Consider the following 26,419-nt stretch of genomic DNA (forward strand, 5'->3'; position numbering starts at 1 on the left):
GTTACTTGGTCTCCTCGGTACGGGCGGCGGTGGGGGCGGCTGACTCGTAGCCGCCGAGCAGCAGGTAGAGCACGGCCATGCGGATGGAGACGCCGTTGGCGACCTGCTCCACGACCGTGCAGCGGTCGGAGTCGGCGACCTCGGCGGTGATCTCCATGCCGCGGACCATGGGCCCGGGGTGCATGACGACGGCGTGCTCGGGCATCCTCGCCATCCGCTCGCCGTCGAGGCCGTAGCGGCGCGAGTACTCGCGCTCGGTCGGGAAGTAGGCGGCGTTCATCCGCTCGCGCTGCACACGGAGCATCATCACAGCGTCGGACCGGTGCAGCACCTCGTCCAGGCTGTAGCTGACGTCGCAGGGCCACTGCTCGACGCCGACCGGGACCAGGGTGGGCGGGGCGACGAGGGTGACGTGGGCGCCGAGCGTGGTCAGCAGGTGCACGTTGGAGCGGGCGACCCGGCTGTGCAGGATGTCGCCGACGATGGTGATGCGGCGGCCGTCGAGGTCCTTGCCGAGCCCGGCGTCGGGGCCGACGAGCCTGCGACGCATCGTGAAGGCGTCCAGGAGGGCCTGGGTGGGGTGCTCGTGGGTGCCGTCGCCCGCGTTGACGACGGCGCCGTCGATCCAGCCGGAGGTGGCCAGCCGGTACGGGGCTCCGGAGGCGCCGTGGCGGATGACGACGGCGTCGGCGCCCATCGCCTCCAGGGTCAGGGCGGTGTCCTTGAGGGATTCGCCCTTGGAGACGGACGAGCCCTTCGCGGAGAAGTTGATGACGTCGGCGGAGAGCCGCTTGGCGGCCGCCTCGAAGGAGATGCGGGTACGCGTCGAGTCCTCGAAGAAGAGGTTGACGACGGTCCGGCCGCGCAGGGTCGGGAGCTTCTTGATCGGCCGGTCCGCGACCCTGGCCATCTCCTCGGCGGTGTCGAGGATCAGGACGGCGTCGTCGCGGGTGAGGTCGGCGGCCGAGATGAGGTGACGCTTCATCTGGGTGTTCTCCGGGTGGCTGGAGGTTTCAGGCATGCGGGCGCGCGGAAGCCGCCGCACGGCGGGCGGGCCGTACGGAAGGAGAGCTAGCGCTCGACCGCGGGGGCGGCCTGCTCGACCCCGAGCAGCACGGCGTCGCGGCCGTCCTCCTCGGAGAGCTGGACCTTGACCGTCTCCCGCAGCGACGTGGGGAGGTTCTTGCCGACGTAGTCGGCGCGGATCGGCAGTTCGCGGTGGCCGCGGTCCACGAGGACCGCGAGCTGCACCGCGCGGGGCCGGCCGATGTCGCCGAGCGCGTCGAGGGCGGCGCGGATCGTGCGGCCGGAGAAGAGGACGTCGTCCACGAGGACGACCAGGCGGCCCTCGATGCCCTCGCCGGGGATCTCGGTGCGGGCCAGGGCGCGCGCGGGGCGCAGCCTCAGGTCGTCGCGGTACATGGTGATGTCGAGGGAGCCGACCGGGATCGTGCGGCCGGTGATCTCTTCGAGCTTGGCGGCGAGCCGGCCGGCGAGGAAGACCCCGCGGGTCGGGATGCCGAGGAGCACCACGTCGTCGGCGCCCTTGGCGCGCTCGACGATCTCGTGGGCGATGCGGGTCAGGACCCGGGCGATGTCAGGAGCCTCCAGAACGGGGCGTGCCGCATTGCCGGTGGCGTCGTACTGTGCGTCCATAAGAAACGGACCTCCTTCTCCGCCTCACGGGACGGACCTTAAAGGACGTCGAAATTGCGTCATCCACGTTACCAGGGCCCGTACCGGAGCTCGTCCCCACCCCCGGGGAAAGCCGGTACGGACCATCTCAGCTTGACGCGACCAAGTAACGCTGCGTAACCTCACAGTGAGTTACCAGCCACGCGGCCCAGCCGCGTACGTTCCAGCGTCCGGGGAGCCTTATGTCCAGCGAATACGCAAAACAGCTCGGGGCCAAGCTCCGTGCCATCCGCACCCAGCAGGGCCTCTCCCTCCACGGCGTGGAGGAGAAGTCCCAGGGCCGCTGGAAGGCCGTCGTGGTCGGCTCGTACGAGCGCGGCGACCGTGCCGTGACCGTGCAGCGCCTTGCCGAGCTGGCGGACTTCTACGGCGTCCCGGTCCAGGAGCTCCTGCCGGGCACGACGCCCGGCGGTGCCGCCGAGCCGCCGCCGAAGCTGGTCCTCCAGCTGGAGCGCCTGGCGCACGTGCCGCCGGAGAAGGCCGGTCCGCTCCAGCGTTACGCGGCGACGATCCAGAGCCAGCGCGGCGACTACAACGGCAAGGTGCTGTCGATCCGCCAGGACGACCTGCGCACGCTGGCCGTGATCTACGACCAGTCGCCCTCGGTGCTGACCGAGCAGCTGATCAGCTGGGGCGTGCTCGACGCGGACGCGCGCCGCGCCGTCGCCCACGACGAGGGCTGAGCGGCCCCCGGAGAAACGTGCCGCCGGGTTCGGCGGGGCCCCGAACGGGTGCCCCGCCGGGCCCGGCTTTTCTTGTACGCGGTACACCCTGCGCCGTACACCCGGGAGCCGCGCCCGGGCATGCCGAAGGGCCCACGGCTTCAGCCATGGGCCCTTCGGCGGCGGAACGCCGCCGGGTCACTGCTCCCGGCGGAGGTTCGGCTTGAGGTCCTTGAAACGGGCCAGCAGGCCGTTCACGAAGGACGGGGAGTCGTCGGTGGAGAACTCCTTGGCGATCTGCACCGCCTCGTCGATGACCACCGCGTCCGGGGTCCCGTCGACCCAGATCAGCTCGTAGGCACCGAGTCGCAGGATGTTCCGGTCGGCGACCGGCATGCGGTCGAGCTCCCAGTCCACGGCGTAGGTGACGATGAGGTCGTCGATGCGGTCCGCGTACTGCGCGTACCCCTCCACGAGCTCCATCGTGTACTCGGTGACCGGCGGCTGGCGGGTGTCGGACCGCGAGTGCCGTACCCAGTCCGCGAGGACCGTCAGCACGGACTCGTCGCGCTGGTCGGCCTCGAAGAGGATCTGGAAGGCGCGCTTGCGCGCCGTGTTACGAGCAGCCACGACTACTTGTTCACCCGGCTGATGTACTCGCCCGAGCGGGTGTCGACCTTGATCGTCTCACCCGTGGTGATGAACAGCGGGACGCCGATCTCGTAACCCGTCTCCAGGGTGGCCGGCTTGGTGCCGCCGGTGGAGCGGTCGCCCTGGACGCCCGGGTCCGTGTGCTGGATCTTCAGCTCGACGGCGGCCGGCAGCTCGACGTACAGCACCTCGCCGTCGTGCTGGGCGACGGAGGCGGTGAAGCCCTCGATCAGGAAGTTGGCGGTGTCACCGACGGCCTTGCGGTCGACCATCAGCTGGTCGTACGTGTCCATGTCCATGAAGACGAAGTAGTCGCCGTCCATGTACGAGAACTGCATGTCGCGCCGGTCGACGGTGGCCGTCTCGACCTTGATGCCTGCGTTGAAGGTCTTGTCGACGACCTTGCCGGAGAGCACGTTCTTGAGCTTGGTGCGCACGAAGGCCGGGCCCTTGCCGGGCTTGACGTGCTGGAACTCGACTACGGACCAGAGCTGGCCCCCGTCGAGCTTGAGCACCATGCCGTTCTTGAGGTCGTTCGTGGAAGCCACGGTTGCGGAATCTCCTGGGCTGAAGCTGGTGGAACGACCGAGGGACGCGCGCTAGAGCGCGAGCAGCTCCTTGGTCGTAATGGTGAGTAGCTCGGGTCCGCCGTCCGCCTCGGGGCGCACGACGAGCGTGTCATCGATCCGGACCCCGCCCCGGCCCGGGAGGTGGACCCCCGGTTCGACGGTGACCGGCACACAAGCGTCCAGTTTACCCATGGCGGCGGGTGCCAGCTGCGGGTCCTCATCGATTTCGAGCCCCACCCCGTGGCCCGTGAAGGGCGCCAGGCCCTCGCCGTGGCCCGCGGAGTCCAGGAGATGGCGGGCGGCCCGGTCCACGTCGCGGTACTCGGCGCCGGGCAGCAGGGCCTCGCGGCCGGCCCGCTGAGCGGCGAAAACCAGCTCGTACAGCTCGATCTGCCAGTCGGCGGGAGCCGTTCCGATGACGAAGGTCCGGCCGACCTCGCAGCGGTAGCCGCGGTAGTTGGCGCCCAGGCAGACGGAGAGAAAATCTCCCTCCTCGACCCGCCGGTCCGAGGGCCGGTGGCGGCCCCGGCCGGAGTTGGGTCCGGTGGCGACGGAGGTCGCGAAGGCGGGGCCGTCGGCGCCGTGGTCGACCAGCCGGCGTTCCAGCTCCAGCGCCAGGTGCCGTTCGGTGCGGCCGACGAGGATCGATTCGAGGAGTTCGCCGAGGGCCTGGTCGGTGATCTCGGCCGCGATCCGCAGGCAGCCGATCTCCTCCTCGTCCTTGACGATGCGCAGCTGCTCGACCGTCGCGCCCAGATCGGCCAGCCGCAGCTTCGGGGCGACCGAGGCCATGGCCCGGTGCCGGGCGACCGTCAGGTCGTGCTCCTCGACCGCCAGCGACTCCGCGCCGGCCGCCGCGGCCAGGTCGGCGGCGGCGACCACGGGGTCCCCGCCCGCCACCGGCAGCGAATCGACCCGCACGTGCTCGTCGGTGCGCCCGTCGGCCGGGTCACCGGTCGGTGGACGGGGGCAGAGCAGGACGTCCTCGCCGGGGCCGAGCAGCAGGACGGCGCCCGGGGGCGCTCCCCCGGCCAGGTAGCGGACGTTGGCGGGGCGGGAGACCAGGGCGGCCGCGGATCCGACTGCGGCGCACCGGTCGCGGAGCAGCCCGCGTCGGACGGCGTACACCTCTGACATGCGTCGAGCGTACGAGCGCGGCGCCGGGCCCGCCCGGCGGGCGCATCCGACCGGGGGTCGGGCGGCCGTGGGCGGGCCGGGCGCCGCCGGCTACCAGGAAGGGGGGCTGGCCAGGGACCGGGCGAGTATGTCGTCCAGGACCCGGGCGGTGGTCTCCACGTCGTACGTCGAGTTGTCGATGATCGGCAGCCCGGAGCCGTACCAGCCGGCCATCCGGCCGTGGATGCGGGCGACCTCCTCGTCCGAGAGGCGGCGGTTGCCGCTGCGCTCCGCGTTGCGCTCCAGGACGATCTCCAGGCCGGGCAGCAGCACGACGGGCAGGAGTCCGGGTCCGACGTGCCGCTTCCAGCCGCCGAGGCCGACGACCGGCCGGTCCGGGAAGACGGCGTCGTCCAGGATGCAGGAGATCCCGTTGGCCAGGAAGTTGCGGGCGGCGAAGCCGCAGGTGCGACGGGCCAGCCGGTACTGGGCCTCCGACTGGTCGTTCCACCCGGCCTGCGGGTCCGCGAAGCCGGAGCAGACCCACTCCCGGACGTCGTCCAGGCTGACGTGGGCGGTGGGCACCCGGCGGCGGGCCGCCCAGAGCCGGGCCACGGTGGTCTTCCCGGCGCCCGCCGGGCCGATCAGGAGCACCGCGAGCGTGGCGTTGCCCGTGCCGGGCTCGGCGGGCGGCGCCGGAAGCGGTACGGGTCTGCCGGCCGGCAGCTGGATGTGCCCGGTGGTCTCGCGGGAGACCGGGGCCGGGGCCTGCTGCGGCGCCGGCCCGTTCCAGCCGTGGCCCTGCGGCGCGGGCGGGACCGCGGGCGGCGGGCCGGGGTGCCCGGCGGGCGGACCGGCCGGGGGCTGGTGCGGCGGGCCGGGGTGCTGGGCCTGGTGCGGCCAGCCGACGGGGCCGTTTCCGGGACCCTGGGGCGGAGGCAGCGGGGCCCCCACTGCGTGCTGCATCCGGTGCAACTCCGTCTCGTACAGGCAACTGGCGCTGGTGCAACGGCAACCGTACCTTCCCCGGCCGCCACACGGACAACGGCCGGGGAGGGTCTGAGGTGCCCAGTGCCCGGAAACGCGCCTGTTCAGTCGGTGAGTTCGTCCGCCAGGGCGCGCAGGGCGAGGCGGTAGGAGCCGATGCCGAATCCGGCCACGGTCCCGGTGGCGACCGGGGCGATCACCGAGGTGTGGCGGAATTCCTCCCGTGCGTACGGGTTCGAGATGTGAACCTCGATCAGCGGGGCGGTGCGCTGGGCGGCCGCGTCCCGCATCCCGTACGAGTAGTGCGTGAAGGCGCCCGGGTTGATGACGACCGGAATCGATCCGTCGGCGGCCTCGTGGAGCCAGCGGATCAGCTCGCCCTCGTCGTTGGTCTCGCGCACGTCGGCGTCGAAGCCGAGTTCCTTGCCGAGGGTGCGGCACGCCTCCACGAGCCCGGCGTACGACGTGGAGCCGTAGACGTCGGGCTCGCGGGAGCCGAGCCGGCCGAGGTTGGGGCCGTTGAGCACAAGGACCCGGCGGGTCATGCCGCGACCTCCCCGTAGGCGGCGAGCAGGACGGCCGGGTCGGGGCCCTCCAGGACGGCGGGCTTGCCGAGGCCGTCCAGGACGATGAAGCGCAGCAGGTCGCCGCGCGACTTCTTGTCGACCTTCATGTTCTCGAGGAGCTTGGGCCACTGGTCGCCCCGGTAGGTGAGCGGCAGCCCGACGGATTCGAGGATCGCGCGGTGCCGGTCGGCGGTGGCGTCGTCCAGGCGGCCGGCCAGCCGGCCCAGTTCGGCGGCGAAGACCATGCCGACCGAGACGGCGGCACCATGGCGCCACTTGTAGCGCTCGTTCTTCTCGATCGCGTGGCCCAGGGTGTGGCCGTAGTTCAGGATCTCGCGGAGACCAGACTCCTTGAGGTCGCTGGAGACGACGTCGGCCTTGACCCGGATCGAGCGCTCGATGAGCTCGGCGGTGTGCGGTCCGGCGGGCGTACGGGCGGCCTGCGGGTCCTCCTCGATCAGGTCGAGGATCACCGGGTCGGCGATGAAGCCCGCCTTGATGATCTCGGCCATGCCCGAGACGTAGTCGTGGACGGGCAGCGAGTCCAGGGCGGCCAGGTCGCAGAGGACCCCGGCCGGCGGGTGGAAGGCGCCGACGAGGTTCTTGCCCTCGGCGGTGTTGATTCCGGTCTTGCCGCCGACGGCCGCGTCGACCATGCCGAGCACGGTCGTCGGTACGGCGATCCAGCGCACCCCGCGCAGCCAGGAGGCGGCGACGAAGCCCGCCACGTCGGTGGTGGCGCCGCCGCCGACGCCGACGATGACGTCGGTGCGGGTGAAGCCGGTCTGGCCGAGCGCCTTCCAGCAGTAGGCGGCGACCTCGACGGTCTTGGCCTCCTCGGCGTTGGGCAGCTGGATCGCGATGGCCTCGTAGCCCTGGCCGGCGAGGTCCTGGCGGACCGCCTCGCCGGTCTCGGCGAGCGCCTCGGGGTGGAGGACCGCGACGCGCTTGGCCCGCTCACCGATGAGCCCGGGCAGCTCGCCGAGGAGCTGCCGGCCGATCAGTACCTCGTACGCGTCGGTGCCCGCGCTGCCGGCGATGCGGACGCGGATGGGTGCCTGCTGGGTCATGGTGTGTTCTCCCGGCCGGACGGGGCCCCGTCCGGCAGCTCCAGTGCGTCGAGGACCGCCTGGGCGACCTCTTCGGGTGTGCGCTCGTCGGTGGCGACGACCGTGCGGGCGACCTCGGTGTAGAGGTGGCGGCGGGCCTCCATCAGCTCGCGCCACTGCCGGCGCGGGTTGACCGCGAGCAGCGGGCGGGCGGTGTTGAGCCCGACCCGCTTGACCGCCTCGTCCACGTCCATCGAGAGGTAGACGACCGGGTGGCCGGCGAGCAGCGCGCGGGTCGACTCGTCCAGGACGGCCCCGCCGCCGAGCGAGAGGACGCCGGTGTGCTCGGCGACGGCGGCGCGGACGGCCTCCCGCTCCAGCGCCCGGAAGTGGTCCTCGCCCTCGTCGTAGAAGATCTCCGCGATGGGCTTGCCCGCGGTCGCGACGACGTCCGCGTCGGTGTCCCGGTAGCCGGTGCCCAGCCGGCCGGCGAGCAGTTCGCCGACCGTGGACTTGCCGACGCCCATGGGTCCGACGAGGACGACCAGGGGACCGCTCACCGGATCTGGAGGTGGTCGAGGTACGACGTCACGTTGCGACGGGTCTCGGTGACGCTGTCGCCGCCGAACTTCTCCGCGACGGCGTCGGCCAGGACCAGGGCGACCATCGCCTCCGCGACGATGCCGGCGGCCGGGACGGCGCAGACGTCGGAGCGCTGGTGGTGGGCCTTGGCGGGCTCACCGGTCACCACGTCGACGGTGGCCAGGGCGCGCGGCACGGTGGCGATCGGCTTCATCGCGGCGCGGACGCGCAGCAGCTCGCCGGTGGTGAGGCCGCCCTCGGTGCCCCCGGCCCGGCCGGAGGCGCGCTTGATGCCGTCCTCGGTCACCAGGATCTCGTCGTGCGCCTTGGACCCGGGCACCCGGGCGAGGTCGAAGCCGTCGCCGACCTCGACGCCCTTGATGGCCTGGATGCCCATGAGCGCCCCGGCGAGGCGGGCGTCGAGCCGCCGGTCCCAGTGCACGTGCGAGCCGAGTCCGACGGGCACGCCGTACGCCAGCACCTCGACCACGCCGCCGAGGGTGTCGCCGTCCTTGTGGGCCTGGTCGATCTCGGCGACCATCGCCTTGCTCGCGTCGGCGTCGAGGCAGCGCACCGGGTCGGCGTCGAGCCGCTCCACGTCGGAGGGGACCGGGTAGACCCCGTACGGCGCCTTGGCGGCGGCCAGCTCCACGACGTGGCTGACGATCTCGATGCCCGCGGTCTCCTTGAGGTAGGACCGGGCGACGGCACCGAGGGCGACCCGGGCCGCGGTCTCCCGGGCACTGGCGCGCTCCAGGACCGGCCGGGCCTCGTCGAAGCCGTACTTCTGCATGCCGGCGAGGTCGGCGTGGCCGGGGCGGGGCCGGGTGAGCGGGGCGTTACGGGCCTGCTCGGCCAGCACCTGGGGGTCGACCGGGTCGGCCGACATGACCTGCTCCCACTTGGGCCACTCGGTGTTGCCGACCATCACGGCGACCGGGGAGCCCATGGTGAGGCCGTGCCGGACACCGCCGAGGAAGGTGACCTCGTCCCGCTCGAACTTCATCCGCGCACCGCGGCCGTAACCGAGCCGTCGTCGGGCGAGCGCGTCCGCCACCATCTCCGTGGTGACCGGGACGCCGGCGGGAAGGCCCTCCAGCGTCGCCACCAGTGCGGGGCCGTGCGACTCCCCCGCGGTCAGCCAGCGCAACCTGCTCAACGGTGCTCCTCATGCTCGCGCCTGAAATCCAGCGGCGCGACCGGGTGCGCGGCCCTGGCCCGCCGCCTCCGATCCTCCCACGACCGGGGCCCCGGCCCCGCCGCCGGTCCAGCAGACGGACGGCGCGGCCGGGGCCGGGCGGGCGTCAGCGGGCGGCCAGCGCCTCTTCCCCGGCCTTGCGCATGGCGGCGAGCGGGGCGGGCGAGCGGCCCGTCATCTGCTCGACCTGGAGGACCGCCTGGTGCACGAGGAGGTCGAGACCTCCGACGACTGCGCCGCCGCTCTCCGCCCAGGCGGAGGCGAGCCGGGTCGGCCACGGCTCGTACAGCACGTCGAAGAGCGTGCCGGGCCGCTCCGGTACGGCCCCGGCCAGCACGTCGGCCGCGCCCGCGGGGGTGGTCGCGATGACGAGGGGCGCGGCCAGCGCCCGGTCGGCCTCGGCCCAGTCGGCGATGCGGACGTCGACGCCGAGCCGTTCGCCCCAGCCGCGCATCTCATCGGCGCGGGCCGCGCTGCGGACGTACGCGGTGACGGGTCCGGCGCAGATCCCGGACAGGGCGGCCAGCGCGGAGGAGGCCGTGGCCCCTGCGCCGAGGATCGCGGCGGACTCCACCTTCTCGACGCCGCGTTCGCGCAGGGCGGCGACCATGCCGGGGATGTCGGTGTTGTCGCCGGTGCGGCGGCCGTCCTCGCCGAATACCACGGTGTTCACGGCCTCGACGGAGGCGGCGGTGTCGGTGATGCCGTCGAGCAGCGGGATGACCGCGCGCTTGAGCGGCATGGTGAGCGAGAGCCCGGCCCAGCTCCCGTCCAGCCCTTCGATGAACCCGGGCAGCGTCTGCTCGTCCACCTCGAACCGGCCGTACGACCAGTGGTCGAGGCCGAGTTCGGCGTACGCGGCCCGGTGCAGGACCGGGGAGAGCGAGTGGGCGATGGGCGAGCCGAGGACGGCGGCGCGGTGATGGACGTCAGTCGATGCCATGGATTTCATTGAACTTAGCTGTGAGTTTCGCATGCTCTGCGGCCGTCTTCGTGAATTCGGTCTTCTTGCCGTCGAGCGAGATGAAGAACATCCAACCGCTGCTCGTGGGACTCAGCGTGGCACGCAGAGCCTCGTCTCCGGGGTTACTGATGGGCCCCGGAGGAAGACCAGCATGGTAATAGGTGTTGTACGGGTCCGGATTACTGCGGATCTCCGAGAGCTTGATCTTGATCTTGCTCTGCTTGGTGAGGTAGTTGAATGCGGAGTCGAATTCGAGCTTGCGGTTCGTGGCCGTGTTATCGGGCTTCAGGCGGTTGTAGACGACTTCGGCCATTTTGCGGAAGTCGTCGTGAGTGAGGCCCTCGGCCTGGACCAGGCTGGCCACGGTGAGCACCTGCCACGGTCCATCCAGCCTGTACTTCTTGGCCGCTCCTGCGAGGTCGAGCTTCTCGTACTCCTCATTGGAGCGCGAGACCATGCTCTTCAGGACGGCTTCCGGCTTGGTTCCCTTCGTGACCGGATACGCGGCCGGGTAGAGGAACCCCTCCAACGGGTCCTTGAGGTCTTTGTTCCGGCTCGCCCAGCCGGGCAGACCCAGATCGGACTTCTTGGACTTCGCTACGTCCTCGGTGGTGCCCTTCTTGAGGCCCAGTTTCGTATCGATCATCGCGTACACGGCGGCATTCCGGGAGCCCTCAGGAATGACCAGGAGATTCTGGCTCTTCGGATCCACCATCATCTTCACGGCCTCGGACGCCGACATCTGCGAATGGAGGAGGTAGACCCCGGCCTGGATCCCCTTGCCCTTCGGGTTCTCGTTCTGGGCCGAGACGAAGGCGTCGACGCTCTTCACGACGCCGGCCTTCTTCAGGATGTTGCCGATGTCGTACCCGTACGCACCCTTCGGGATCTCCACCTCGACCGAGCCGGAGCCGCTGCCCGAGTAGTCCGGGGCGGGGCCGAAGCGGTCCTGGTAGAACGAGTAGCCGAAGTAGCCCGCGCCGCCGACGCCGGCGACCAGGACCAGGGAGATGACCAGGCACGCGCAGCCGCTGCGGCCCTTCTTCTTCTTGCTCTTGCCCCGGCGCTCACCGCCCCCGCCGCTGTCGCGGTCGTCGTCCTCGTCGTCGTAGTCGTCGTCCCGGGGCTTCTTGCGGTCGTCCTTCTCGTCCACGCCCGTGAAGAAGGGGTGGGTCTCCTCCGGCGGCTCCTCCGGGTCCCAGTCCGGGGCCGCCTCGGGCGCCTCGGCGGGAGCGGCCTCGCGGCGGCCGGGGGGCTGCGGCGGCGGGTAGGCGTCAGGGGTGCCGTAGTAGTCGTTCGTCTCGCCGTAGCCGTACGTGGCGACGGGCTGCCCCTCGTACGGCGGCACCGCCTGCTGGCCCGTGTCCCAGCCGGTGTCGTAGCCGGGCTGCGGCTGCTGGGGCTGCTGCCCGTACGGGTCCTGCGGGTGCTGGTTCCCGTACGCCTGCTGCTGGTACTGCTGCTGGGCGTACGGGTCCTGCTGATGCTGCTGCGGCTGCTGCGCGTACGGGTCCTGCTGCTGGTACTGCCCGCCGTACGGGTCCTGCGGCTGCTGCTGGTAAGGGTCGTACTGGCCCTGCGGGTACTGCTGCTGGGCGCCGTACTGGTTCGTGCCGTCGTACTGGTTCTGGCCGTCGTACTGGGCCTGGCCGTGGGCAGGCTGCTGGCCGCCCCACCCCTGGTCCCCGTACAAGGGGTCCTCGGGATGCCACGGTTCGGAGCCGGGGCCCCGGCCATACTCAGTCATCGATCCCCTTGAGCCGCGAGACGATGTTCCGTCTCTTTGCTGTGCGGTGTTTGTTCGAACACCGCCGCATCGCGCGGAACGTTACCGTATTGCGATCAGACCACCACTTCGACGGCTTCGCCCGGCGGACGGCCCGAAGCGCGCTCGGACTCCAGAGCGTTCTGAAGGATCACCACAGCGGCAGCCTGGTCGATGACGGATCGGCCCTTTTTGGACTTCACGCCCGAGGCGCGCAGTCCCTGGCTGGCCGTCACTGTGGTCATCCTCTCGTCCAGCAGGCGCACCGGAATGGGTGCGACCGCTCGGGCGAGCACATCCGCGAAGGCGCGGACCTTGACGGCAGCAGGGCCCTCGCCGCCGCCCAGGGAGCGCGGCAGCCCGACGACGACCTCGATCGGTTCGTACTCCGCGACGATCTGTCCCAGCCGCCGGTGGGCGGCCGGGACATCGCGTCCCGGCACGGTCTCCACCGGCGTCGCGAGGATCCCGTCGGGGTCGCACGAGGCGACCCCGATCCGGGCGTCCCCGACGTCGATCGCCAGTCGGCGACCGCGGCGCATCTCCGTCATGCCCGGCCTCACGCCGTCTCGGTGACGAGGCGTTCGACGGCGGCGACGGCGTCGCCGATCGCCTCCGGGTTCTGGCCGCCGCCCTGCGCGACGTCCGGCTTGCCGCCGCCCCCGCCGCCGAGGGTCTTGGCGGCGGTACGGACGAGGTCGCCGGCCTTGAGGCCGCGCTCGCGGGCCGCCTCGTTGGTCGCGATGACGGTCAGCGGGCGCCCGTTGGCCGTGGTGAACAGCGCGACGACGGCCGGGCGGCCGCCCTGGATGCGGCCGCGCACGTCGAGGACGAGCTTGCGCAGGTCGTCGGCGGAGGTGCCGTCCGGCACCTGGCCGGTGACCAGGGCGACGCCCCGGACGTCCTTCGCGGAGTCCACGAGACCGGCGGCGGCCGCGAGGACCTTCTCCGCGCGGAACTTCTCGATCTCCTTCTCGGCGTCCTTCAGCTTGCCGAGCATGCCCGCAATCTTCTCCGGGAGCTCCTCGGAGCGGCCCTTGACCAGCTCCTGGAGCTGGGCGACGACCGTGTGCTCCTTGGCCAGGAAGTTGTACGCGTCGACGCCGACCAGGGCCTCGATGCGGCGCACGCCGGACCCGATGGAGGACTCGCCGAGCAGCTTGACCAGGCCGAGCTGGGCGGTGTTGTGGACGTGCGTACCGCCGCAGAGCTCCTTGGAGAAGTCCCCGATGGTGACGACCCGGACCCGCTCGCCGTACTTCTCGCCGAACTCCGCGATGGCGCCCTGCTTCTTCGCCTCGTCGATCGACATGACCTCGGCCTGCACATCGAGCTCGCGGGCCAGGACCTCGTTGATCTTCTGCTCGACGTCGGTGAGGACCGTGCCGGGAACGGCGGCGGGCGAACCGAAGTCGAAGCGGAAGCGGCCCGGGGAGTTCTCCGAACCGGCCTGGGCCGCCGTCGGGCCGAGCGCGTCGCGCAGCGCCTGGTGCGTGAGATGCGTAGCGCTGTGGGCGCGGGCGATGGCACGGCGGCGGGTGGAGTCGATGCTCGCGTACGCGGACGCGCCGACCGTGACCTCGCCGACCTGGACGGAGCCCTTGTGCACGGAGACGCCCGGGACCGGCTGCTGGACGTCGCGGACGACGATCACGGCGCCGCTGTCGAGCCGGATGCGGCCCTGGTCGGCGAGCTGGCCGCCACCCTCGGCGTAGAACGGGGTGCGGTCGAGGACGACCTCGACCTCGTCGCCCTCGGTGGCGGCGGGCGACGGGACACCGTCCACGAGGAGGCCGACGATCGTCGACTCGCCCTCGGTCATGGTGTAGCCGGTGAACTCGGTGACGCCGGAGTTGTCGGCGACCTCGCGGTAGGCGGAGAGGTCTGCGTGGCCGGTCTTCTTGGCCTTGGCGTCGGCCTTGGCCTTGGCGCGCTGCTCCTGCATGAGGCGGCGGAACCCGTCCTCGTCCACGGAGAGCCCCTGCTCGGCGGCCATCTCCAGGGTGAGGTCGATCGGGAAGCCCCAGGTGTCGTGGAGCAGGAACGCCTTGTCGCCGGCGAGGACCTTCCCACCGGCGGCCTTGGTCTCGGTGACGGCGGTCTCCAGGATGTTGGTGCCGCCCTTGAGGGCCTTGAGGAAGGCGGCCTCCTCCGCGAGCGCGACGGTCTCGATGCGCTTGCGGTCGGTGATCAGCTCCGGGTACTGCTGCCCCATCGTGTTGACCACGACGTCGACCAGCTCGCGGACGACCGAGCCGGTGGCGCCCATCAGGCGCATGTTGCGGATGGCGCGGCGCATGATGCGGCGCAGCACATAGCCGCGGCCCTCGTTGCCGGGGGTGACGCCGTCGCCGATGAGCATGACGGAGGTGCGGATGTGGTCGGCGACCACGCGCAGCGAGACGTCGGTACCCTCGGCGGCGCCGTAGCGCACCCCGGTCAGCTCGGTGGCGCGGTCCATGACGACGCGCAGGGTGTCGGTCTCGTACATGTTCTGCACGCCCTGCAGGATCATCGCGAGGCGTTCGAGGCCGAGACCGGTGTCGATGTTCTTGGAGGGCAGGTCGCCGAGGATCGGGAAGTCGTCCTTGCCCTCGCCGGCGCCGCGCTCGTACTGCATGAAGACCAGGTTCCAGATCTCCACGTACCGCTCGTCGTTGACGGCCGGGCCGCCCTCGACGCCGAACTCCGGACCGCGGTCGTAGTTGATCTCGGAGCACGGGCCGCAGGGGCCGGGGACGCCCATGGACCAGAAGTTGTCCTTCTTGCCCAGGCGCTGGATGCGCTCGGCCGGGACACCGATCCTGTCGCGCCAGATGGCCTCGGCCTCGTCGTCGTCCAGGTAGACGGTGATCCACAGGCGCTCGGGGTCGAGCCCGAAGCCGCCGTCCGCCACGGAGCTGGTCAGCAGCTCCCAGGCGTACTCGATGGCGCCTTCCTTGAAGTAGTCGCCGAACGAGAAGTTGCCGCACATCTGGAAGAAGGTGCCGTGCCGGGTGGTCTTGCCGACCTCCTCGATGTCCGGCGTACGCACGCACTTCTGCACGCTGGTGACGCGCGGCGCGGGCGGCTTGACCTCACCGAGGAAGTAGGGCTTGAAGGGCACCATGCCGGCGGGGACCAGCAGCAGAGTCGGGTCGTCCGCGATGAGCGACGCCGAAGGGACAACGGTGTGACCGCGCTCCTCGTAGAAGCTCAGCCAGCGGCGACGAATTTCTGCCGACTCCATCAGTGGTCCTCATTCCGGTTGTACGAGTGGTAGGGAAGCTTGCGGTAGGTGGCGGGGGCCGGGTCCGCGTCGGCCGCCTCGATGGCCGGGCGGCGCGCCGGGGGCAGTTCGCGGGGGTCCGCCGCTTCGAGGCCCAGCGCCTCGCCGAGTTCGGCCTCGCGCCTGACCATGCCCTCGCGGACGTCCAGCGCGAAGTCCTTGAGCTTGTGACCGGCCACGATCGCCTTGTCGGCGGCCTGCGCCGCGAGGCTTTCGGGGGTCAGCTGCTTGATCTTCCGGTTGACCTTGGTGGTGGCCCATACCCCGGCGGCTGCGCCGGCGGTGAACCAGAACGTACGGCGGAACATCGCTGCGTCAGTCCTTAGATCCGCGGGAATTTCGGCCGCCGCGCTTCCTGCCGCGCGCGGACGGGACGGTCCGGCCGACGATCACCGAGCGCCGGGACCGCGCCTCCGGTTCGGGGGCGGACCGGCGGCCGATGGCCTGCCGGACCCCGTAGCCGAACGCGGCGACCTTGACCAGCGGCCCGCCGAAGGTGGAGGCGACCGTGGTGGAGAGCGCGGAGGCGTTGGAGGTGACTTCCTGCACGTCCGTCGCGATGGCGTCGACCTTGTCGAGCTGGGTCTGCGCGGAGCGTACGGTCGCGGAGGCGTCCGCGAGCAGGGGGACGGCCTGTTCGGTCACGTCCGCCACGAGTCTGGTGGTCGCCCTGAGCGTCTGGGCGAGCCTCACCAGCACGACGGCGAGGAACGAAACCAGGATCGCCCAGAAGACGGCCACGATGATCCCGGCCACCTCACCACCGGACACAGTGCACCGCGCTCTCTGGCTTGTCGTCAGTCTCTGTCTTGTTCTCCTGCTCTGCGGCGAGGGCCGTCACGGCGGCCGGTCGCCTTCCCCCGAGCCTATCGCGCCGGGGCTCACGCCCCGCACCGTATCGACCGGGCGTGCGGCGGGGATGAGCGGGACGAGATTGTACGGAGCGCTTTCAAGCCAGTACTCTGCGTGTCTCATGCGACGCCCTCAGAATCCGCACCCGGGCAATCTGCCCGCCGAGCTGAACGACTTCGTGGGCCGGGAGAGCGAACTGGCCGCTCTCGCCCGCTCCCTCGACGAGTCCCGGCTCGTGACCGTGACCGGGGTGGGCGGGGTCGGCAAGACCCGCCTGGTCACCAGAGCCGCGGCGCTTTTGGAGAAACGGTACTGCGACGGGGTGTGGCTGGTGGAGTTGTCCGCCGTCCACGACGCCGGTCTGCTGGAACACGCCGTGGCCGAGGCGCTGGGGCTCACCGACCACACCGCCCGGCCGCCCCGCGCGGCGATCGTGGAGCACTGCGCCGACCGCGGCCTCCTGCTGGTGATCGACGGCTTCGAGCACCTGGTGGACGAGTGCGCCGCGCTGGTACGGGAGCTGCTGCGCCGCGCCCCGCGGCTGCGGGTCCTGGCGGCGGGCCGGCTGCCGCTGGAGCTGGCGGGCGAGGCCGTCCACCCGCTCGCGACCATGACCGACGAGGACGCGCTCCGGCTGTTCGCCGAGCGGGCCGCCGGGGTGCGCCCCGACTTCCGGCTGACCGAGCACGGCCGCGCCCACGCCCGGGAGCTGTGCCGCCGGCTCGACGGGATCCCGCTGGCCCTGGAGCTGGCGGCGGGGCGGCTGCGGGCCCTGTCGACCGAGCAGGTGCTGCAGCGGCTGGACGACCGCTTCCGGCTGCTGACCGGGGGCAGCCGGGGCGCGCTGGAGCGGCACCAGACGCTGCGGACGGCCATCGGCTGGAGCCATGAGCTGTGCGCGCCGCCGCAGCGGCTGCTGTGGGCCCGGCTCTCGGTCTTCGCCGGGCAGTTCGACCTGGAGGCCGTCGAGTACATCTGCAGCGGACCCGACCTGCCCGCCGATTCGGTGCTCGACGTGCTGTCCGGGCTGCTGGCCCAGTCCGTGGTGCTGCGCGAGGACTCCCCCGCCGGGACCCGCTACCGGATGCTGGACACCGTGCGCGAGTACGGGGCCGAGTGGCTGGCCGCCACCGGGGACACCGACCGGCTGCGCCGCCGTCACCGCGACTGGTTCCTGGGGCTCGCGACCTGGTGCGAGCTGGACTGGTTCAGCCCCCGGCAGGCGGAGGTGGCGGCCCGGGCCGAGAGCGAGCTGCCGAATCTGCGCCGGGCCATGGAGTGCTCGCTGGAGAGCCCGCAGGAAGCGCATCTGGCGCAGTACCTGGCGGGCACGCTGTGGTTCCTGTGGGTCGGCTGCGGGCGCCTCTCGGAGGGCCGGCACTGGCTGGAGCACGTACTGGAGGAGGAGACCCCGTACGACGCCTCGCGGCTGAAGGCCCTGTGGGTGCTGGGCTACGTGGCCGTCCTCCAGGGGGACCCGGTGGGGGCGATCTCCGCGCTGACGGAGTGCCGGGAGGAGGCCGCGGCGGCGGGTGACGCCACCGCCGCCGCGTACGCCGTGCACCGCACCGGATGCCTGGCCCTGGTCACCGACGACATGGAGCGCGCCCGGGGTCTCCTGGACGACGCGCTCGCCCGCTACCGGGAGCTGGGCGAGCTGAACAGCAACGTCCTGATGGCCCAGGTCGAACTGGCCATGGCCACCGGCTTCCTGGGGGACGCGGAGCGGGCCGTCGCGATCTGCGAGGAGGTCCGGGACATCTGCGAGGACCACGGCGAGCGGTGGGCCCTGAGCTACGCGCTGTACGTCCTGGCCTACGCCGCCCTGGAGCGGGGCGACCCGGAGCGGGCCCGGGGGCTGCTCCTCGAATCGCTCGCCATCAGCCACGGCTTCCACGACCTGCTCGGCACGGTCCTGGTCCTCGAACTGCTGGCCCTGGTCACGGTCACCGAGGGGGACGCGGCCGAGGCGGCGCTGCTCCAGGGGGCCGCCGACCGGATCTGGCCGTCGGTGGGGCTGCCGCTGTTCGGCTCGGCGTACTACGGGGCGCCGAGGGCCCGCTGCGAGGAGCTGGCGCTGCGGGAGCTGGGCGGGGCGCGGTACGCGGCGGCGCTCGGCGCGGGCGGTGAGCTGGTGCCGGACGTGGCGGTCGCCCGGGCGCTGCTGGCACGGGAGAACGCGAAAGCCCGCCGCCTCCCCGGGGACCGGGAAGGGGCGGGCCTGAGCGCCGGTGAAGAGCGGCTACGCCTGGATCAGCGGGCGTAGTACTCGACGACGAGCTGCTCGTCGCAGATCACGGGGATTTCCTTGCGGTTCGGGTCCCGGTCAAGGCGGAAGGCCAGGGCCTTCAGGTTCACCTGCAGGTAGCGCGGGGTCTCACCGTCGGTGTCGTAACCGCCCTCGCGAGCAACCTGGAAGGGGTGCTTGTCGCGGCTGCGCTCACGGACCATGACGATGTCGTCCGGACGGACGCGGAACGACGGCTTGTCGACCTTGCCACCGTTGACCTCGATGTGGCCGTGGACGACCATCTGGCGCGCCTGGTAGATCGTCTTGGCGATACCGGAACGCAGGACCAGCGCGTCGAGGCGGCGCTCGAGCTCGACGACCAGCGCCTCGCCCGTCTTGCCCTCGGCCTTCTTGGCGCGGTCGTAGGCACGCGCCATCTGGCGCTCGCTGATGTCGTACTGCGCACGCAGACGCTGCTTCTCGAGCAGACGGACCTTGTAGTCCGAGTTCTGCTTGCGGCCGCGGCCGTGCTCGCCCGGCGGGTAGGGGCGGGCCTCGAAGTACTTGACCGCCTTCGGCGTCAGCGCGATGCCGAGCGCGCGGCTCTTCTTGACCTTGGGACGCGACTGATTAGGCACGTTCTCCAGACCTCCGTTGTAGGTTAGGTTAGGCTCACCTTACTCAAGGAGATCGCATGTCTCGCCCTGGGAACACCACACACGTCACGGACAGCACAGACAGCATCGACGCGCTTGATGGCGTCGAGATGACGGAGGACCGATCAGATCGTGGTCAGCCGCGTCCCAGCGGGCTTGAAATCACACGGATGCCGTCAGCAGCCGAGCGCACACGAACTCTCGTACAGAGTACCTGCTCCGCGGTACTGCTCGTTCCCGGGCTCGAAGCCGCGGGCTCGGACCAGCTCATGCCGCTGTCCCGGGGCGTGGGCCCGGACGGCGATCTGTTCCTGGAATTCCCCGCGGACTCCCCGGCCGTACGGGCCGCGACGCACGCCCAGGACGACGAGCTGCCGGCCGTGCTGGAGGTCACGGACGTCGCTCCGGTCTCGGTACCCCACCGGATCCGGGGCCGCGCCCGGGTCAGCGGCTGGCTGACCGCCGTCCCCGGAATGGCGGGCCCCGGCCGGATGATGCTCCGCCTGGAGACGGACAAGGCGCACATCGACGACCTGTGGGGCGTGGAGGATGTCGAGGCCGAGAGCTTCCGCGACGCCGCCCCCGACCCGCTCGCCCTCCACGAGGCGGAGCTGCTCCAGCACCTCTACTCCTCGCACACGGAGGAGCTGGCGTCGCTGTGCGAGCTGCTCGGCGAGCGGGCCGTGTGCTCCTGCCCCGAGCACCGGCCGGCCGTGGTGCCGCTGGTGCTGGACCGGTTCGGGCTGCGGGTGCGCTTCTGCGAGCAGGAGGGCGGCTGCTTCGACGCCCGCTTCGAGTTCCCCGAGCCGGTGCGGGACGTGGTGGAACTCAGCCACGCCATGCACACGCTCTTCGCGGCCGCCGCTCACTGAGGAGCGCGTCGGACGCCCGCCGGGCACGGACTCAGGCCGTACCCGTCCCGTCCTCGCCGTCCGTCCGGCCCAGCCGCTCCCTGACCCGGTCCACCACGTCCGCGTACCGCGCCTCGGCGCCGTAGCGGGTCGGGCGGTAGTACTGCTTGTCGCTCACCGCGTCCGGCGCGTACTGCTGGGCGGCGATGCCGCCGGGGACGTCGTGCGGGTAGACGTAGCCCTGGGCGTGGCCCAGCTTGGCCGCGCCCTTGTAGTGGCCGTCGCGCAGATGGGCCGGGACCGGGCCGGCCAGCCCCTTGCGGATGTCCTCGCGGGCGGCGGAGATCGCCAGCGTCGCCGCGTTGGACTTGGGGGCGAGGGCCAGCGCGATGGTGGCGTGGCTGAGGGTGAGCGCCGCCTCGGGGAAGCCGATCAGGGCCACCGCCTGGGCGGCCGCGACCGCGGTGGGCAGCGCCGTGGGGTCGGCGAGGCCGATGTCCTCGCTGGCCGAGATCATCAGCCGCCGGGCGATGAACCGCGGGTCCTCCCCCGCCTCGATCATGCGGGCCAGGTAGTGCAGGGCCGCGTCGACGTCGGAGCCCCGGATCGACTTGATCAGGGCGCTGGCCACGTCGTAGTGCTGGTCCCCGTCCCGGTCGTACTTCACGGCCGCGCGGTCGACGGTCTCCTCCAGGGTGAGGAGCGTGATCTCCTCCTCCTGCTTGGACAGCGCGGCCCCGGCGGCGGCCTCCAGGGCGGTCAGCGCGCGGCGGGCGTCGCCCCCGGCGATGCGCAGCAAATGCTCCTCGGCGTCCTCCGCCAGGCCCACCGCTCCGCCGAGTCCGCGTTCGTCGGTGAGGGCGCGGCGCAGCAGGCCGCGCAGGTCGTCGTCGGTCAGGGGCTCCAGCGTCAGCAGCAGCGAGCGCGAGAGGAGCGGGGAGATGACGGAGAAGTACGGGTTCTCCGTGGTCGCGGCGATCAGGGTGACCCAGCGGTTCTCGACGGCGGGGAGCAGGGAGTCCTGCTGCGCCTTGGAGAAGCGGTGGATCTCGTCCAGGAAGAGGACGGTCTCCTTGCCGTACCCCCCGGTGGCGCGGCGGGCGCCCTCGATCACGGCGCGGACTTCCTTGACGCCGGCGGTGATCGCGGAGAGCTCCACGAACCGCTTGTTCGTCGCCTTGCTGACCACGTACGCGAGGGTGGTCTTGCCGGTCCCGGGCGGGCCCCAGAGGATGACCGACGAGGGGCCGGCCGGTCCGCCGCCGCTCTCGCCGACCAGACGGCGCAGGGGCGAGCCCGGCTTGAGCAGATGCTGCTGGCCGACGACCTCGTCCAGCGTACGGGGACGCATCCGGACGGCCAGCGGGCTGCTGGACGGATCCTTCTCCTGGCGGTCTTCGGCAGCGGCGGTAAAGAGGTCGGGCTCCACGTCTCGAAGCCTATGTCACCGCACTGACAACGCCTCCGGGCCGGTCGTCCGGCCCGGCGGTACGGCGCGGGTCAGCTGGTCCAGAAGTCCCACCAGCGGGTCAGGATCAGCATGCCGATGATGCCGATCCACAGCACCGGGGGCACCCAGTGGAACTCGGTGAGGCCGTTGCGCAGCCAGGAGGGCGCGGGGATGATCCGGTGCCGGATGTTGTGCGTGGTGACGTAGCAGAACATCAGGATGGTGGCGACCCAGGCCAGGCAGCACCACAGGCACAGCGAGTTGATGTTGTACAGCGACTGGTACTGGAGCCAGGTGCAGAAGCCGACGCCGAACAGCGTGCCCGCGTTCATGCCGAGCCAGTACCAGGGGCGGAAGCGGGCTCCGGCGAGGATGGCCAGGCCGATGGCGATGATCACCGGGTAGGTGACCATGCCGAGCCAGGGGTTGGGGAAGCCGAAGGCGGACGCCTGCTCGCTCTTCATGATGTTGCCGCAGGCGACCACGGGGTTGAGGCTGCACCCGGGGACGAAGGAGGGGTCCTCCATCATCTTGAGCTTGTCGAGCGTGATGACCCATGCGGCGAGCGTTCCGGCGGCGCCCGTGATCATCAGCAGGATGGCCAGCGCGCGGCTGCCGCCGATGGTCCGCTTCCCGCCCCTCTCGTCCTGGTCGGAGGAGGGATGGTCAACCGCTGCAGTCGTCATATCGCCGTTTCCGTCACTGAGTAGCCTGCTGGGGCAGGGTCATTGTGCCGCACGGCCGGGCCGCTCTTCCGTTCGATGCACATAAAGACGTACGCACGCGAGCGGTCCCGTCCCGGAGCGGATCCCGGGCCCCACAGCCGCGACGAGGGTCCTCACACCCCGCACGCCGCTCACCCCGGCGTCACATCCCGCACGGACGGAATCACCGTGCGGGATGAATCCGCGCTCACCGCGTTGACGCGAGGGGGCGGGCGCACCGCCCGCCCCCCGCACGTCTCAGGCGAGGCGCGCGCGGACCGTCTCGACCACGTCGGAGACGGGGACCGGCGTCTGCTCGCCGGACTCCATGTCCTTGAGCTGGACGTGGCCCTCGGCCAGGTCGCGCTCGCCGGCCACGATCGTGAACCGGGCGCCCGAGCGGTTGGCGCTCTTCATCGCGCCCTTCAGCCCCCGGCCGCCGAACGCGAAGTCCGCGGCCACGCCCTCCCGGCGCAGCCGGGTGACGACGCCGAACAGGACCCGGCGCGCCTCCTCGCCGAGCGGGACCGCGAAGACGCTGGTGGCGGAGGGCAGGTCCAGCTCGATGCCCTCGGCCTCCAGGGCGAGGACCGTGCGGTCCACACCGAGCGCCCAGCCGACCGACGGGAGCGCCGGGCCGCCGATCATCTCGGAGAGCCCGTCGTAGCGGCCGCCGCCGCCCACCGCGGACTGCGAGCCGAGACCGTCGTGGACGAACTCGAAGGTGGTGCGCGTGTAGTAGTCGAGGCCGCGGACCAGCTTCTCGTCGTCCTCGTAGATCACCCCGGCCTCGTTGAGCAGGTCGCGGACCTGCTCGTGGTACGCCTTGCACGCGTCGCAGAGGAAGTCGCGCAGCACCGGGGCGCCGGTCAGCTGCTTCTGGACCTCGGGGCGCTTGTCGTCCAGGACGCGCAGCGGGTTGATCTCGATGCGCCGGCGGGTCTCCTCGTCCAGGTCGAGTTCGCGCAGGAAGCCCTGGAGCGCGTCCCGGTAGACGGGGCGGCACTCCTTGTCGCCCAGCGAGTTCAGCAGGATCCGGAACTCGCGCAGGCCCAGCGCGCGGTACGCCTGGTCGGCCAGGATGATCAGCTCGGCGTCGAGCGCCGGGTCCTCGGCGCCGATGGCCTCCGCCCCGACCTGCGAGAAGTGGCGGTAGCGGCCCTTCTGCGGGCGCTCGTAGCGGTAGTACGAGCCGGAGTACCAGAGCTTGACCGGCAGGTTGCCCAGCTTGTGGAGGTTGGCCTCCAGGGCCGCGCGGAGCACCGAAGCGGTGCCCTCGGGGCGCAGGGCGAGCTCGGAGCCGCCCTTGGTGGTGAGGGTGTACATCTCCTTGGTCACGATGTCGGTGGACTCACCGACGCCGCGCGAGAAGAGGGCCACGTCCTCGAAGCCGGGGGTCTCGATGTAGCCGTAGCCGGAGTTCTTCAGCGGGGCGGCGATCGCCTCGCGCACCGCCAGGTACTTCGCGGAGTCCGGCGGGGTCAGGTCGTACGTGCCCTTGGGGGCCTTGAAGGTGCTCACGATCGCTCTCGTCACATTCCTCGTCGGGGCGCGTCCGCACCGGTCATCCCCGTCAGAAACGGGTTGGTGGCGCGCTCGCGGCCGATGGTCGTCTGGGGGCCGTGGCCGGACAGCACCACGGTCGAGTCGTCGAGCGGCAGGCACACACGGGCCAGCGACTCGAGGAGCTCGGCGTGGTCGCCGCCGGGAAGGTCGGTGCGTCCGACGGAGCCGGCGAAGAGCAGGTCGCCCGAGAAGAGGACCGGCGGGACCTCCGGGGTCTCGGGCATCCTGAACGTCACCGACCCCTTGGTATGGCCGGGCGCGTGCGCGACGCCGAACTCCATGCCCGCGAGGCTCAGCCGGGCGCCGTCGGTCAGCTCCTGGACGTCGTCCGGCTCCCCCACCGTCAGTTCGCCCATGAGCGGCATCCCGATGGAGCGGCCGAGGGCCTTCTCCGGGTCGCTCATCATGTAGCGGTCCCGGGGGTGGATCCAGGCGGGGACATCGTGCGCGCCGCACACCGGGACGACCGAGGCGACGTGGTCGATGTGGCCGTGTGTGAGGACGACGGCGACGGGCTTGAGCCGATGCTTCCTCAGCGTTTCCTCGACTCCGGCGGCGGCCTGGTGGCCCGGGTCGATGATCACGCACTCCTCACCCGCGGCGGGGGCGACCAGGTAACAGTTGGTCCCCCAGGCCCCGGCGGGGAACCCGGCAATCAGCACGATCGTCCTTAAATGGTTGTCCTACGCGGAAGAGCGACCGCGAGGTCACAGCAGTTCAGAGCCTACCGGCGCTCCTCATTCCACAGCTAACCCATATACGGTACGGGGCGACCCAGGCTCGAACACACGACGTACAAGGAGAACACCCGGTGGTCACCAGCGATCAGCGGCGGCGGCAGCTCGCCCGGGAGAAGTACGAGCGGCAGCAGCGACGCCGGGAGGACGCCCGGCGGCGTACGAGGCGGCTGACGCTCGCCATCACCTCGGCGGTCGCCGTGGTGGCGGTCATCGGCGGCGCGACGTACCTCGCCACCAGCGGGAACGACGACAAGGACAAGACGGACGCGGCGGCGAGCCAGAGCCCGTCGGCCGAGGCGTCGCCCTCCCCCACGGAGGAGGCGAAGCCCGAGCCCGCGATGAAGATCGACAAGAAGGCCTCGTACACGATGTCGCTCAAGACGAGCCAGGGCGACATCGCGTTCACCATGGACGCGTCGAAGACCCCGCACACGACGAACTCCTTCAAGTCGCTGGCCGACAAGAAGTTCTTCGACGGCACCAAGTGCCACCGGCTGACCACGGAGAACATCTACGTCCTCCAGTGCGGCGACCCCAAGGGCGACGGCACCGGCGGTCCGGGCTACACGATCCCCGACGAGAACCTGACCGCGCTGGGCAAGGCGGGCGCGGACGGCTCGGTGACGTACCCGGCGGGCACGGTGGCGATGGCCAATACCGGTCAGGCGCACACCGGTGGCAGCCAGTTCTTCCTGGTCTACAAGGACAGCAAGCTGCCGCCCACGTACACGCCGTTCGGCACGATGGACGCGAAGTCGCTGAAGGCCGTGGAGGCCGTCGGCAAGGCCGGAGTGGACGGCGGCGGCCCCGACGGGGCGCCGAAGAAGGCCGTGAACATCTCGAAGCTGACCGTCGACAAGAAGTGATGGAGGGGGCGGGCCCGGCGGGCGGCGAATAAATCCGGCCGTGCTGAGTGCGGACAGCCGGGCGGCCCGTCGCCTAGATTGGCGTCGTGCAGGGCGGGCGGTGCCCGCCCCAGGAAACTGTGGACGATGCCAGGGGGGTGATCCCCTCGCGGGCATCAGGTGGAGGAGGCGCTGTGAGCAGCGACCCGTGGGGCCGAGTCGATGAGACGGGCACCGTGTACGTGCGTACAGCCGACGGCGAGCAGGTTGTCGGATCGTGGCAGGCCGGTTCACCGGCGGAGGCCCTGGCCTACTTCGAGCGCAAGTACGAGGGCATTGTGGTCGAGATCGGCCTCCTCGAACGGCGGGTGAAGACCACCGATCTGTCCGCGAAGGACGCGACGACCGCCATCGAGCACCTGCGCACCCAGGTCGACGAGCACCACGCCGTCGGCGACCTGGACGCGCTGCGCAAGCGGCTGGACGCGCTCGTCGCGACGGTCGACTCGCGTCGCGAGGAGCGCAAGGCCCAGAAGGCGAAGCAGGCCGACGAGGCGAAGCACGCCAAGGAGGCCCTGGTCGCCGAGGCCGAGGAGCTGGCGCAGAGCGAGCAGTGGCGCTCCGCGGGCGAGCGGCTGCGCGCCCTCGTGGACACGTGGAAGGGCCTGCCCAGGCTCGACCGCAAGTCCGACGACGAGCTGTGGCACCGCTTCTCGCACGCCCGCTCGGCGTTCTCCAAGCGCCGCAAGGCCCACTTCGCCTCGCTGGACGCCCAGCGCGAGGAGGCCCGCAAGGTCAAGGAGAAGCTGGTCGCGGAGGCCGAGGCGCTCTCCGGGTCCACGGACTGGGGGGCCACGGCCGCCCGCTACCGCGACCTGATGACCCAGTGGAAGGCGGCGGGCCGCGCCCAGCGCGAGGCCGAGGACGAGCTGTGGAACCGTTTCCGCGGTGCTCAGGACGTCTTCTTCGCCGCCCGTGGCGAGGTCTTCGCGGAGCGCGACGCGGAGCAGGGCGAGAACCTCAAGCTGAAGGAGGAGCTCGCCGACGAGGCCGAGAAGCTGGTGCCGGTGCGGGACCTGAAGGCGGCCAGGGCCGCGTTCCGGGGCATCAACGAGCGCTGGGAGGCCATCGGCCACGTACCGCGTGACGCCCGTCCGAAGGTCGAGGGGCGGATGCAGGCGGTGGAGCGGACGCTCCAGGAGGCCGAGGAGGCCGAGTGGCGCCGGACGAACCCGGAGGCGCGGGCCCGCGCCGCGGGTCTGACCGGTCAGCTCCAGGCGGCCGTGGACAAGCTGCGCGGCCAGATCGACGCGGCCCGCGCCTCGGGCAACAACGCCCGTGCGGACAAGCTGGCCCGTGAGCTGGAGGGCCGGCAGGCCCTGCTCGACCAGGCGCTCAAGGGCCTGGAGGAGTTCGGCGGCTGATCCGGCTTCCGTAGTACAGGAGAGGGGCC

Annotated in this window: 26 protein-coding genes; 5 read left to right on the forward strand and 21 right to left on the reverse strand. The window is 71.4% G+C overall.

Annotated features, from left to right (window positions below; genetic code table 11):
• Position 1 precedes the first annotated feature (1 nt).
• Positions 2-985: an aspartate carbamoyltransferase catalytic subunit gene (locus OHS17_RS05365; RefSeq protein WP_330315161.1), complete on the reverse strand. Its 984-nt coding sequence runs from the start codon at positions 983-985 to the stop codon at positions 2-4.
• Positions 986-1,071: 86 nt separating this feature from the next.
• On the reverse strand, positions 1,072-1,656 hold the full coding sequence (pyrR, locus tag OHS17_RS05370; RefSeq protein ID WP_330311262.1) for a bifunctional pyr operon transcriptional regulator/uracil phosphoribosyltransferase PyrR: 585 nt from the start codon (positions 1,654-1,656) through the stop codon (positions 1,072-1,074).
• Between the two features lie 221 nt (positions 1,657-1,877).
• Between pyrR and bldD the strand changes: the two genes are divergently transcribed.
• Positions 1,878-2,378, forward strand: a complete 501-nt coding sequence (gene bldD / locus OHS17_RS05375) for a transcriptional regulator BldD (protein ID WP_018103903.1) — start codon at positions 1,878-1,880, stop codon at positions 2,376-2,378.
• Positions 2,379-2,555: 177 nt separating this feature from the next.
• Here bldD and nusB read toward each other — a convergent pair whose 3' ends face one another.
• From nusB to OHS17_RS05445, 14 genes are all read right to left on the reverse strand, one after another.
• A complete protein-coding gene (nusB, locus tag OHS17_RS05380) occupies positions 2,556-2,987 on the reverse strand; it encodes a transcription antitermination factor NusB (protein ID WP_018103902.1) in 432 nt (143 codons plus the stop codon).
• 2 nt (positions 2,988-2,989) lie between these two features.
• A complete protein-coding gene (gene efp, locus OHS17_RS05385) occupies positions 2,990-3,556 on the reverse strand; it encodes an elongation factor P (protein WP_018103901.1) in 567 nt (188 codons plus the stop codon).
• A gap of 51 nt (positions 3,557-3,607) precedes the next feature.
• A complete protein-coding gene (locus OHS17_RS05390; protein ID WP_073864332.1) occupies positions 3,608-4,714 on the reverse strand; it encodes an aminopeptidase P family protein in 1,107 nt (368 codons plus the stop codon).
• 90 nt (positions 4,715-4,804) lie between these two features.
• Positions 4,805-5,659, reverse strand: coding sequence for a Pro-rich N-terminal domain-containing protein (locus OHS17_RS05395; RefSeq protein WP_330311263.1), 855 nt, complete (start codon positions 5,657-5,659; stop codon positions 4,805-4,807).
• A gap of 125 nt (positions 5,660-5,784) precedes the next feature.
• Positions 5,785-6,225 (reverse strand): type II 3-dehydroquinate dehydratase, encoded by a 441-nt coding sequence (aroQ, locus tag OHS17_RS05400; RefSeq protein ID WP_018524238.1) that lies wholly within the window; start codon positions 6,223-6,225, stop codon positions 5,785-5,787.
• Positions 6,222-7,316, reverse strand: coding sequence for a 3-dehydroquinate synthase (gene aroB, locus OHS17_RS05405; protein ID WP_018103897.1), 1,095 nt, complete (start codon positions 7,314-7,316; stop codon positions 6,222-6,224). The genes aroQ and aroB overlap by 4 nt, the downstream gene beginning before the upstream one ends.
• Entirely contained in the window at positions 7,313-7,855 is a 543-nt protein-coding gene (locus tag OHS17_RS05410) for a shikimate kinase (protein ID WP_330311264.1), read from the reverse strand. Before OHS17_RS05410 ends, aroB begins: the two co-directional genes overlap by 4 nt.
• Positions 7,852-9,036, reverse strand: a complete 1,185-nt coding sequence (aroC, locus tag OHS17_RS05415; RefSeq protein ID WP_330311265.1) for a chorismate synthase — start codon at positions 9,034-9,036, stop codon at positions 7,852-7,854. The genes OHS17_RS05410 and aroC overlap by 4 nt, the downstream gene beginning before the upstream one ends.
• A gap of 145 nt (positions 9,037-9,181) precedes the next feature.
• Positions 9,182-10,018: a shikimate dehydrogenase gene (locus OHS17_RS05420; RefSeq protein ID WP_330311266.1), complete on the reverse strand. Its 837-nt coding sequence runs from the start codon at positions 10,016-10,018 to the stop codon at positions 9,182-9,184.
• Positions 10,005-11,786 (reverse strand): endolytic transglycosylase MltG, encoded by a 1,782-nt coding sequence (mltG, locus tag OHS17_RS05425; protein WP_330311267.1) that lies wholly within the window; start codon positions 11,784-11,786, stop codon positions 10,005-10,007. Before mltG ends, OHS17_RS05420 begins: the two co-directional genes overlap by 14 nt.
• A gap of 95 nt (positions 11,787-11,881) precedes the next feature.
• The gene (ruvX, locus tag OHS17_RS05430; RefSeq protein ID WP_330311268.1) at positions 11,882-12,355 is read right to left on the reverse strand and encodes a Holliday junction resolvase RuvX; all 474 of its coding nucleotides are present in this window, start codon (positions 12,353-12,355) and stop codon (positions 11,882-11,884) included.
• Positions 12,356-12,363: 8 nt separating this feature from the next.
• The gene (gene alaS / locus OHS17_RS05435; RefSeq protein ID WP_330311269.1) at positions 12,364-15,033 is read right to left on the reverse strand and encodes an alanine--tRNA ligase; all 2,670 of its coding nucleotides are present in this window, start codon (positions 15,031-15,033) and stop codon (positions 12,364-12,366) included.
• On the reverse strand, positions 15,033-15,380 hold the full coding sequence (locus tag OHS17_RS05440) for a DUF6167 family protein (RefSeq protein WP_018103890.1): 348 nt from the start codon (positions 15,378-15,380) through the stop codon (positions 15,033-15,035). Before OHS17_RS05440 ends, alaS begins: the two co-directional genes overlap by 1 nt.
• 7 nt (positions 15,381-15,387) lie before the next feature.
• Positions 15,388-15,828 carry a DUF948 domain-containing protein gene (locus tag OHS17_RS05445; protein WP_161207126.1) on the reverse strand — a complete coding sequence of 147 codons (441 nt, stop codon included), beginning with the start codon at positions 15,826-15,828 and terminating at the stop codon, positions 15,388-15,390.
• 217 nt (positions 15,829-16,045) lie between these two features.
• On the opposite strand from OHS17_RS05445, the gene OHS17_RS05450 reads away from it, so the two are divergent.
• Positions 16,046-18,190, forward strand: a complete 2,145-nt coding sequence (locus OHS17_RS05450; RefSeq protein WP_330311270.1) for an ATP-binding protein — start codon at positions 16,046-16,048, stop codon at positions 18,188-18,190.
• Here the strand turns inward: OHS17_RS05450 and rpsD are convergent.
• Positions 18,178-18,792: a 30S ribosomal protein S4 gene (gene rpsD, locus OHS17_RS05455; protein WP_018103888.1), complete on the reverse strand. Its 615-nt coding sequence runs from the start codon at positions 18,790-18,792 to the stop codon at positions 18,178-18,180. The genes OHS17_RS05450 and rpsD overlap by 13 nt on opposite strands.
• Positions 18,793-18,980: 188 nt before the next feature.
• On the opposite strand from rpsD, the gene OHS17_RS05460 reads away from it, so the two are divergent.
• Positions 18,981-19,682, forward strand: coding sequence for a DUF2470 domain-containing protein (locus OHS17_RS05460; RefSeq protein ID WP_330311271.1), 702 nt, complete (start codon positions 18,981-18,983; stop codon positions 19,680-19,682).
• 31 nt (positions 19,683-19,713) lie between these two features.
• Here OHS17_RS05460 and OHS17_RS05465 read toward each other — a convergent pair whose 3' ends face one another.
• The 4 genes from OHS17_RS05465 to OHS17_RS05480 form a co-directional block, all read right to left on the reverse strand.
• Positions 19,714-21,090, reverse strand: a complete 1,377-nt coding sequence (locus OHS17_RS05465; RefSeq protein ID WP_330311272.1) for a replication-associated recombination protein A — start codon at positions 21,088-21,090, stop codon at positions 19,714-19,716.
• A gap of 71 nt (positions 21,091-21,161) precedes the next feature.
• Positions 21,162-21,797, reverse strand: a complete 636-nt coding sequence (locus OHS17_RS05470) for a vitamin K epoxide reductase family protein (RefSeq protein WP_073864340.1) — start codon at positions 21,795-21,797, stop codon at positions 21,162-21,164.
• A gap of 276 nt (positions 21,798-22,073) precedes the next feature.
• Entirely contained in the window at positions 22,074-23,336 is a 1,263-nt protein-coding gene (gene hisS, locus OHS17_RS05475; RefSeq protein WP_330311273.1) for a histidine--tRNA ligase, read from the reverse strand.
• An 11-nt stretch (positions 23,337-23,347) separates the two neighbouring features.
• Positions 23,348-24,043, reverse strand: a complete 696-nt coding sequence (locus OHS17_RS05480) for an MBL fold metallo-hydrolase (protein WP_073864344.1) — start codon at positions 24,041-24,043, stop codon at positions 23,348-23,350.
• Positions 24,044-24,192: 149 nt separating this feature from the next.
• Between OHS17_RS05480 and OHS17_RS05485 the strand changes: the two genes are divergently transcribed.
• Together OHS17_RS05485 and OHS17_RS05490 are read left to right on the forward strand one after the other, a co-directional pair.
• The gene (locus OHS17_RS05485) at positions 24,193-24,987 is read left to right on the forward strand and encodes a peptidylprolyl isomerase (RefSeq protein ID WP_330311274.1); all 795 of its coding nucleotides are present in this window, start codon (positions 24,193-24,195) and stop codon (positions 24,985-24,987) included.
• A gap of 173 nt (positions 24,988-25,160) precedes the next feature.
• Entirely contained in the window at positions 25,161-26,390 is a 1,230-nt protein-coding gene (locus OHS17_RS05490) for a DUF349 domain-containing protein (protein ID WP_330311275.1), read from the forward strand.
• The last annotated feature ends 29 nt before the right edge of the window (positions 26,391-26,419 follow it).

Origin of the sequence: Streptomyces sp. NBC_00523 (genome assembly GCF_036346615.1) — a bacterium.
GTDB lineage: Bacteria > Actinomycetota > Actinomycetes > Streptomycetales > Streptomycetaceae > Streptomyces.

Bases quoted from the DNA above. Each gene is read 5' to 3' on its own strand.
- OHS17_RS05365 (WP_330315161.1), bottom strand. From the start codon at position 985: ATGAAGCGTCACCTCATCTCGGCCGCCGACCTCACCCGCGACGACGCC.
- pyrR (WP_330311262.1), bottom strand. From the start codon at position 1,656: ATGGACGCACAGTACGACGCCACCGGCAATGCGGCACGCCCCGTTCTG.
- bldD (WP_018103903.1), top strand. From the start codon at position 1,878: ATGTCCAGCGAATACGCAAAACAGCTCGGGGCCAAGCTCCGTGCCATC.
- OHS17_RS05390 (WP_073864332.1), bottom strand. From the start codon at position 4,714: ATGTCAGAGGTGTACGCCGTCCGACGCGGGCTGCTCCGCGACCGGTGC.
- OHS17_RS05395 (WP_330311263.1), bottom strand. From the start codon at position 5,659: ATGCAGCACGCAGTGGGGGCCCCGCTGCCTCCGCCCCAGGGTCCCGGA.
- aroQ (WP_018524238.1), bottom strand. From the start codon at position 6,225: ATGACCCGCCGGGTCCTTGTGCTCAACGGCCCCAACCTCGGCCGGCTC.
- aroB (WP_018103897.1), bottom strand. From the start codon at position 7,316: ATGACCCAGCAGGCACCCATCCGCGTCCGCATCGCCGGCAGCGCGGGC.
- OHS17_RS05420 (WP_330311266.1), bottom strand. From the start codon at position 10,018: ATGGCATCGACTGACGTCCATCACCGCGCCGCCGTCCTCGGCTCGCCC.
- mltG (WP_330311267.1), bottom strand. From the start codon at position 11,786: ATGACTGAGTATGGCCGGGGCCCCGGCTCCGAACCGTGGCATCCCGAG.
- ruvX (WP_330311268.1), bottom strand. From the start codon at position 12,355: ATGACGGAGATGCGCCGCGGTCGCCGACTGGCGATCGACGTCGGGGAC.
- alaS (WP_330311269.1), bottom strand. From the start codon at position 15,033: ATGGAGTCGGCAGAAATTCGTCGCCGCTGGCTGAGCTTCTACGAGGAG.
- OHS17_RS05440 (WP_018103890.1), bottom strand. From the start codon at position 15,380: ATGTTCCGCCGTACGTTCTGGTTCACCGCCGGCGCAGCCGCCGGGGTA.
- OHS17_RS05450 (WP_330311270.1), top strand. From the start codon at position 16,046: ATGCGACGCCCTCAGAATCCGCACCCGGGCAATCTGCCCGCCGAGCTG.
- OHS17_RS05460 (WP_330311271.1), top strand. From the start codon at position 18,981: ATGCCGTCAGCAGCCGAGCGCACACGAACTCTCGTACAGAGTACCTGC.
- OHS17_RS05470 (WP_073864340.1), bottom strand. From the start codon at position 21,797: ATGACGACTGCAGCGGTTGACCATCCCTCCTCCGACCAGGACGAGAGG.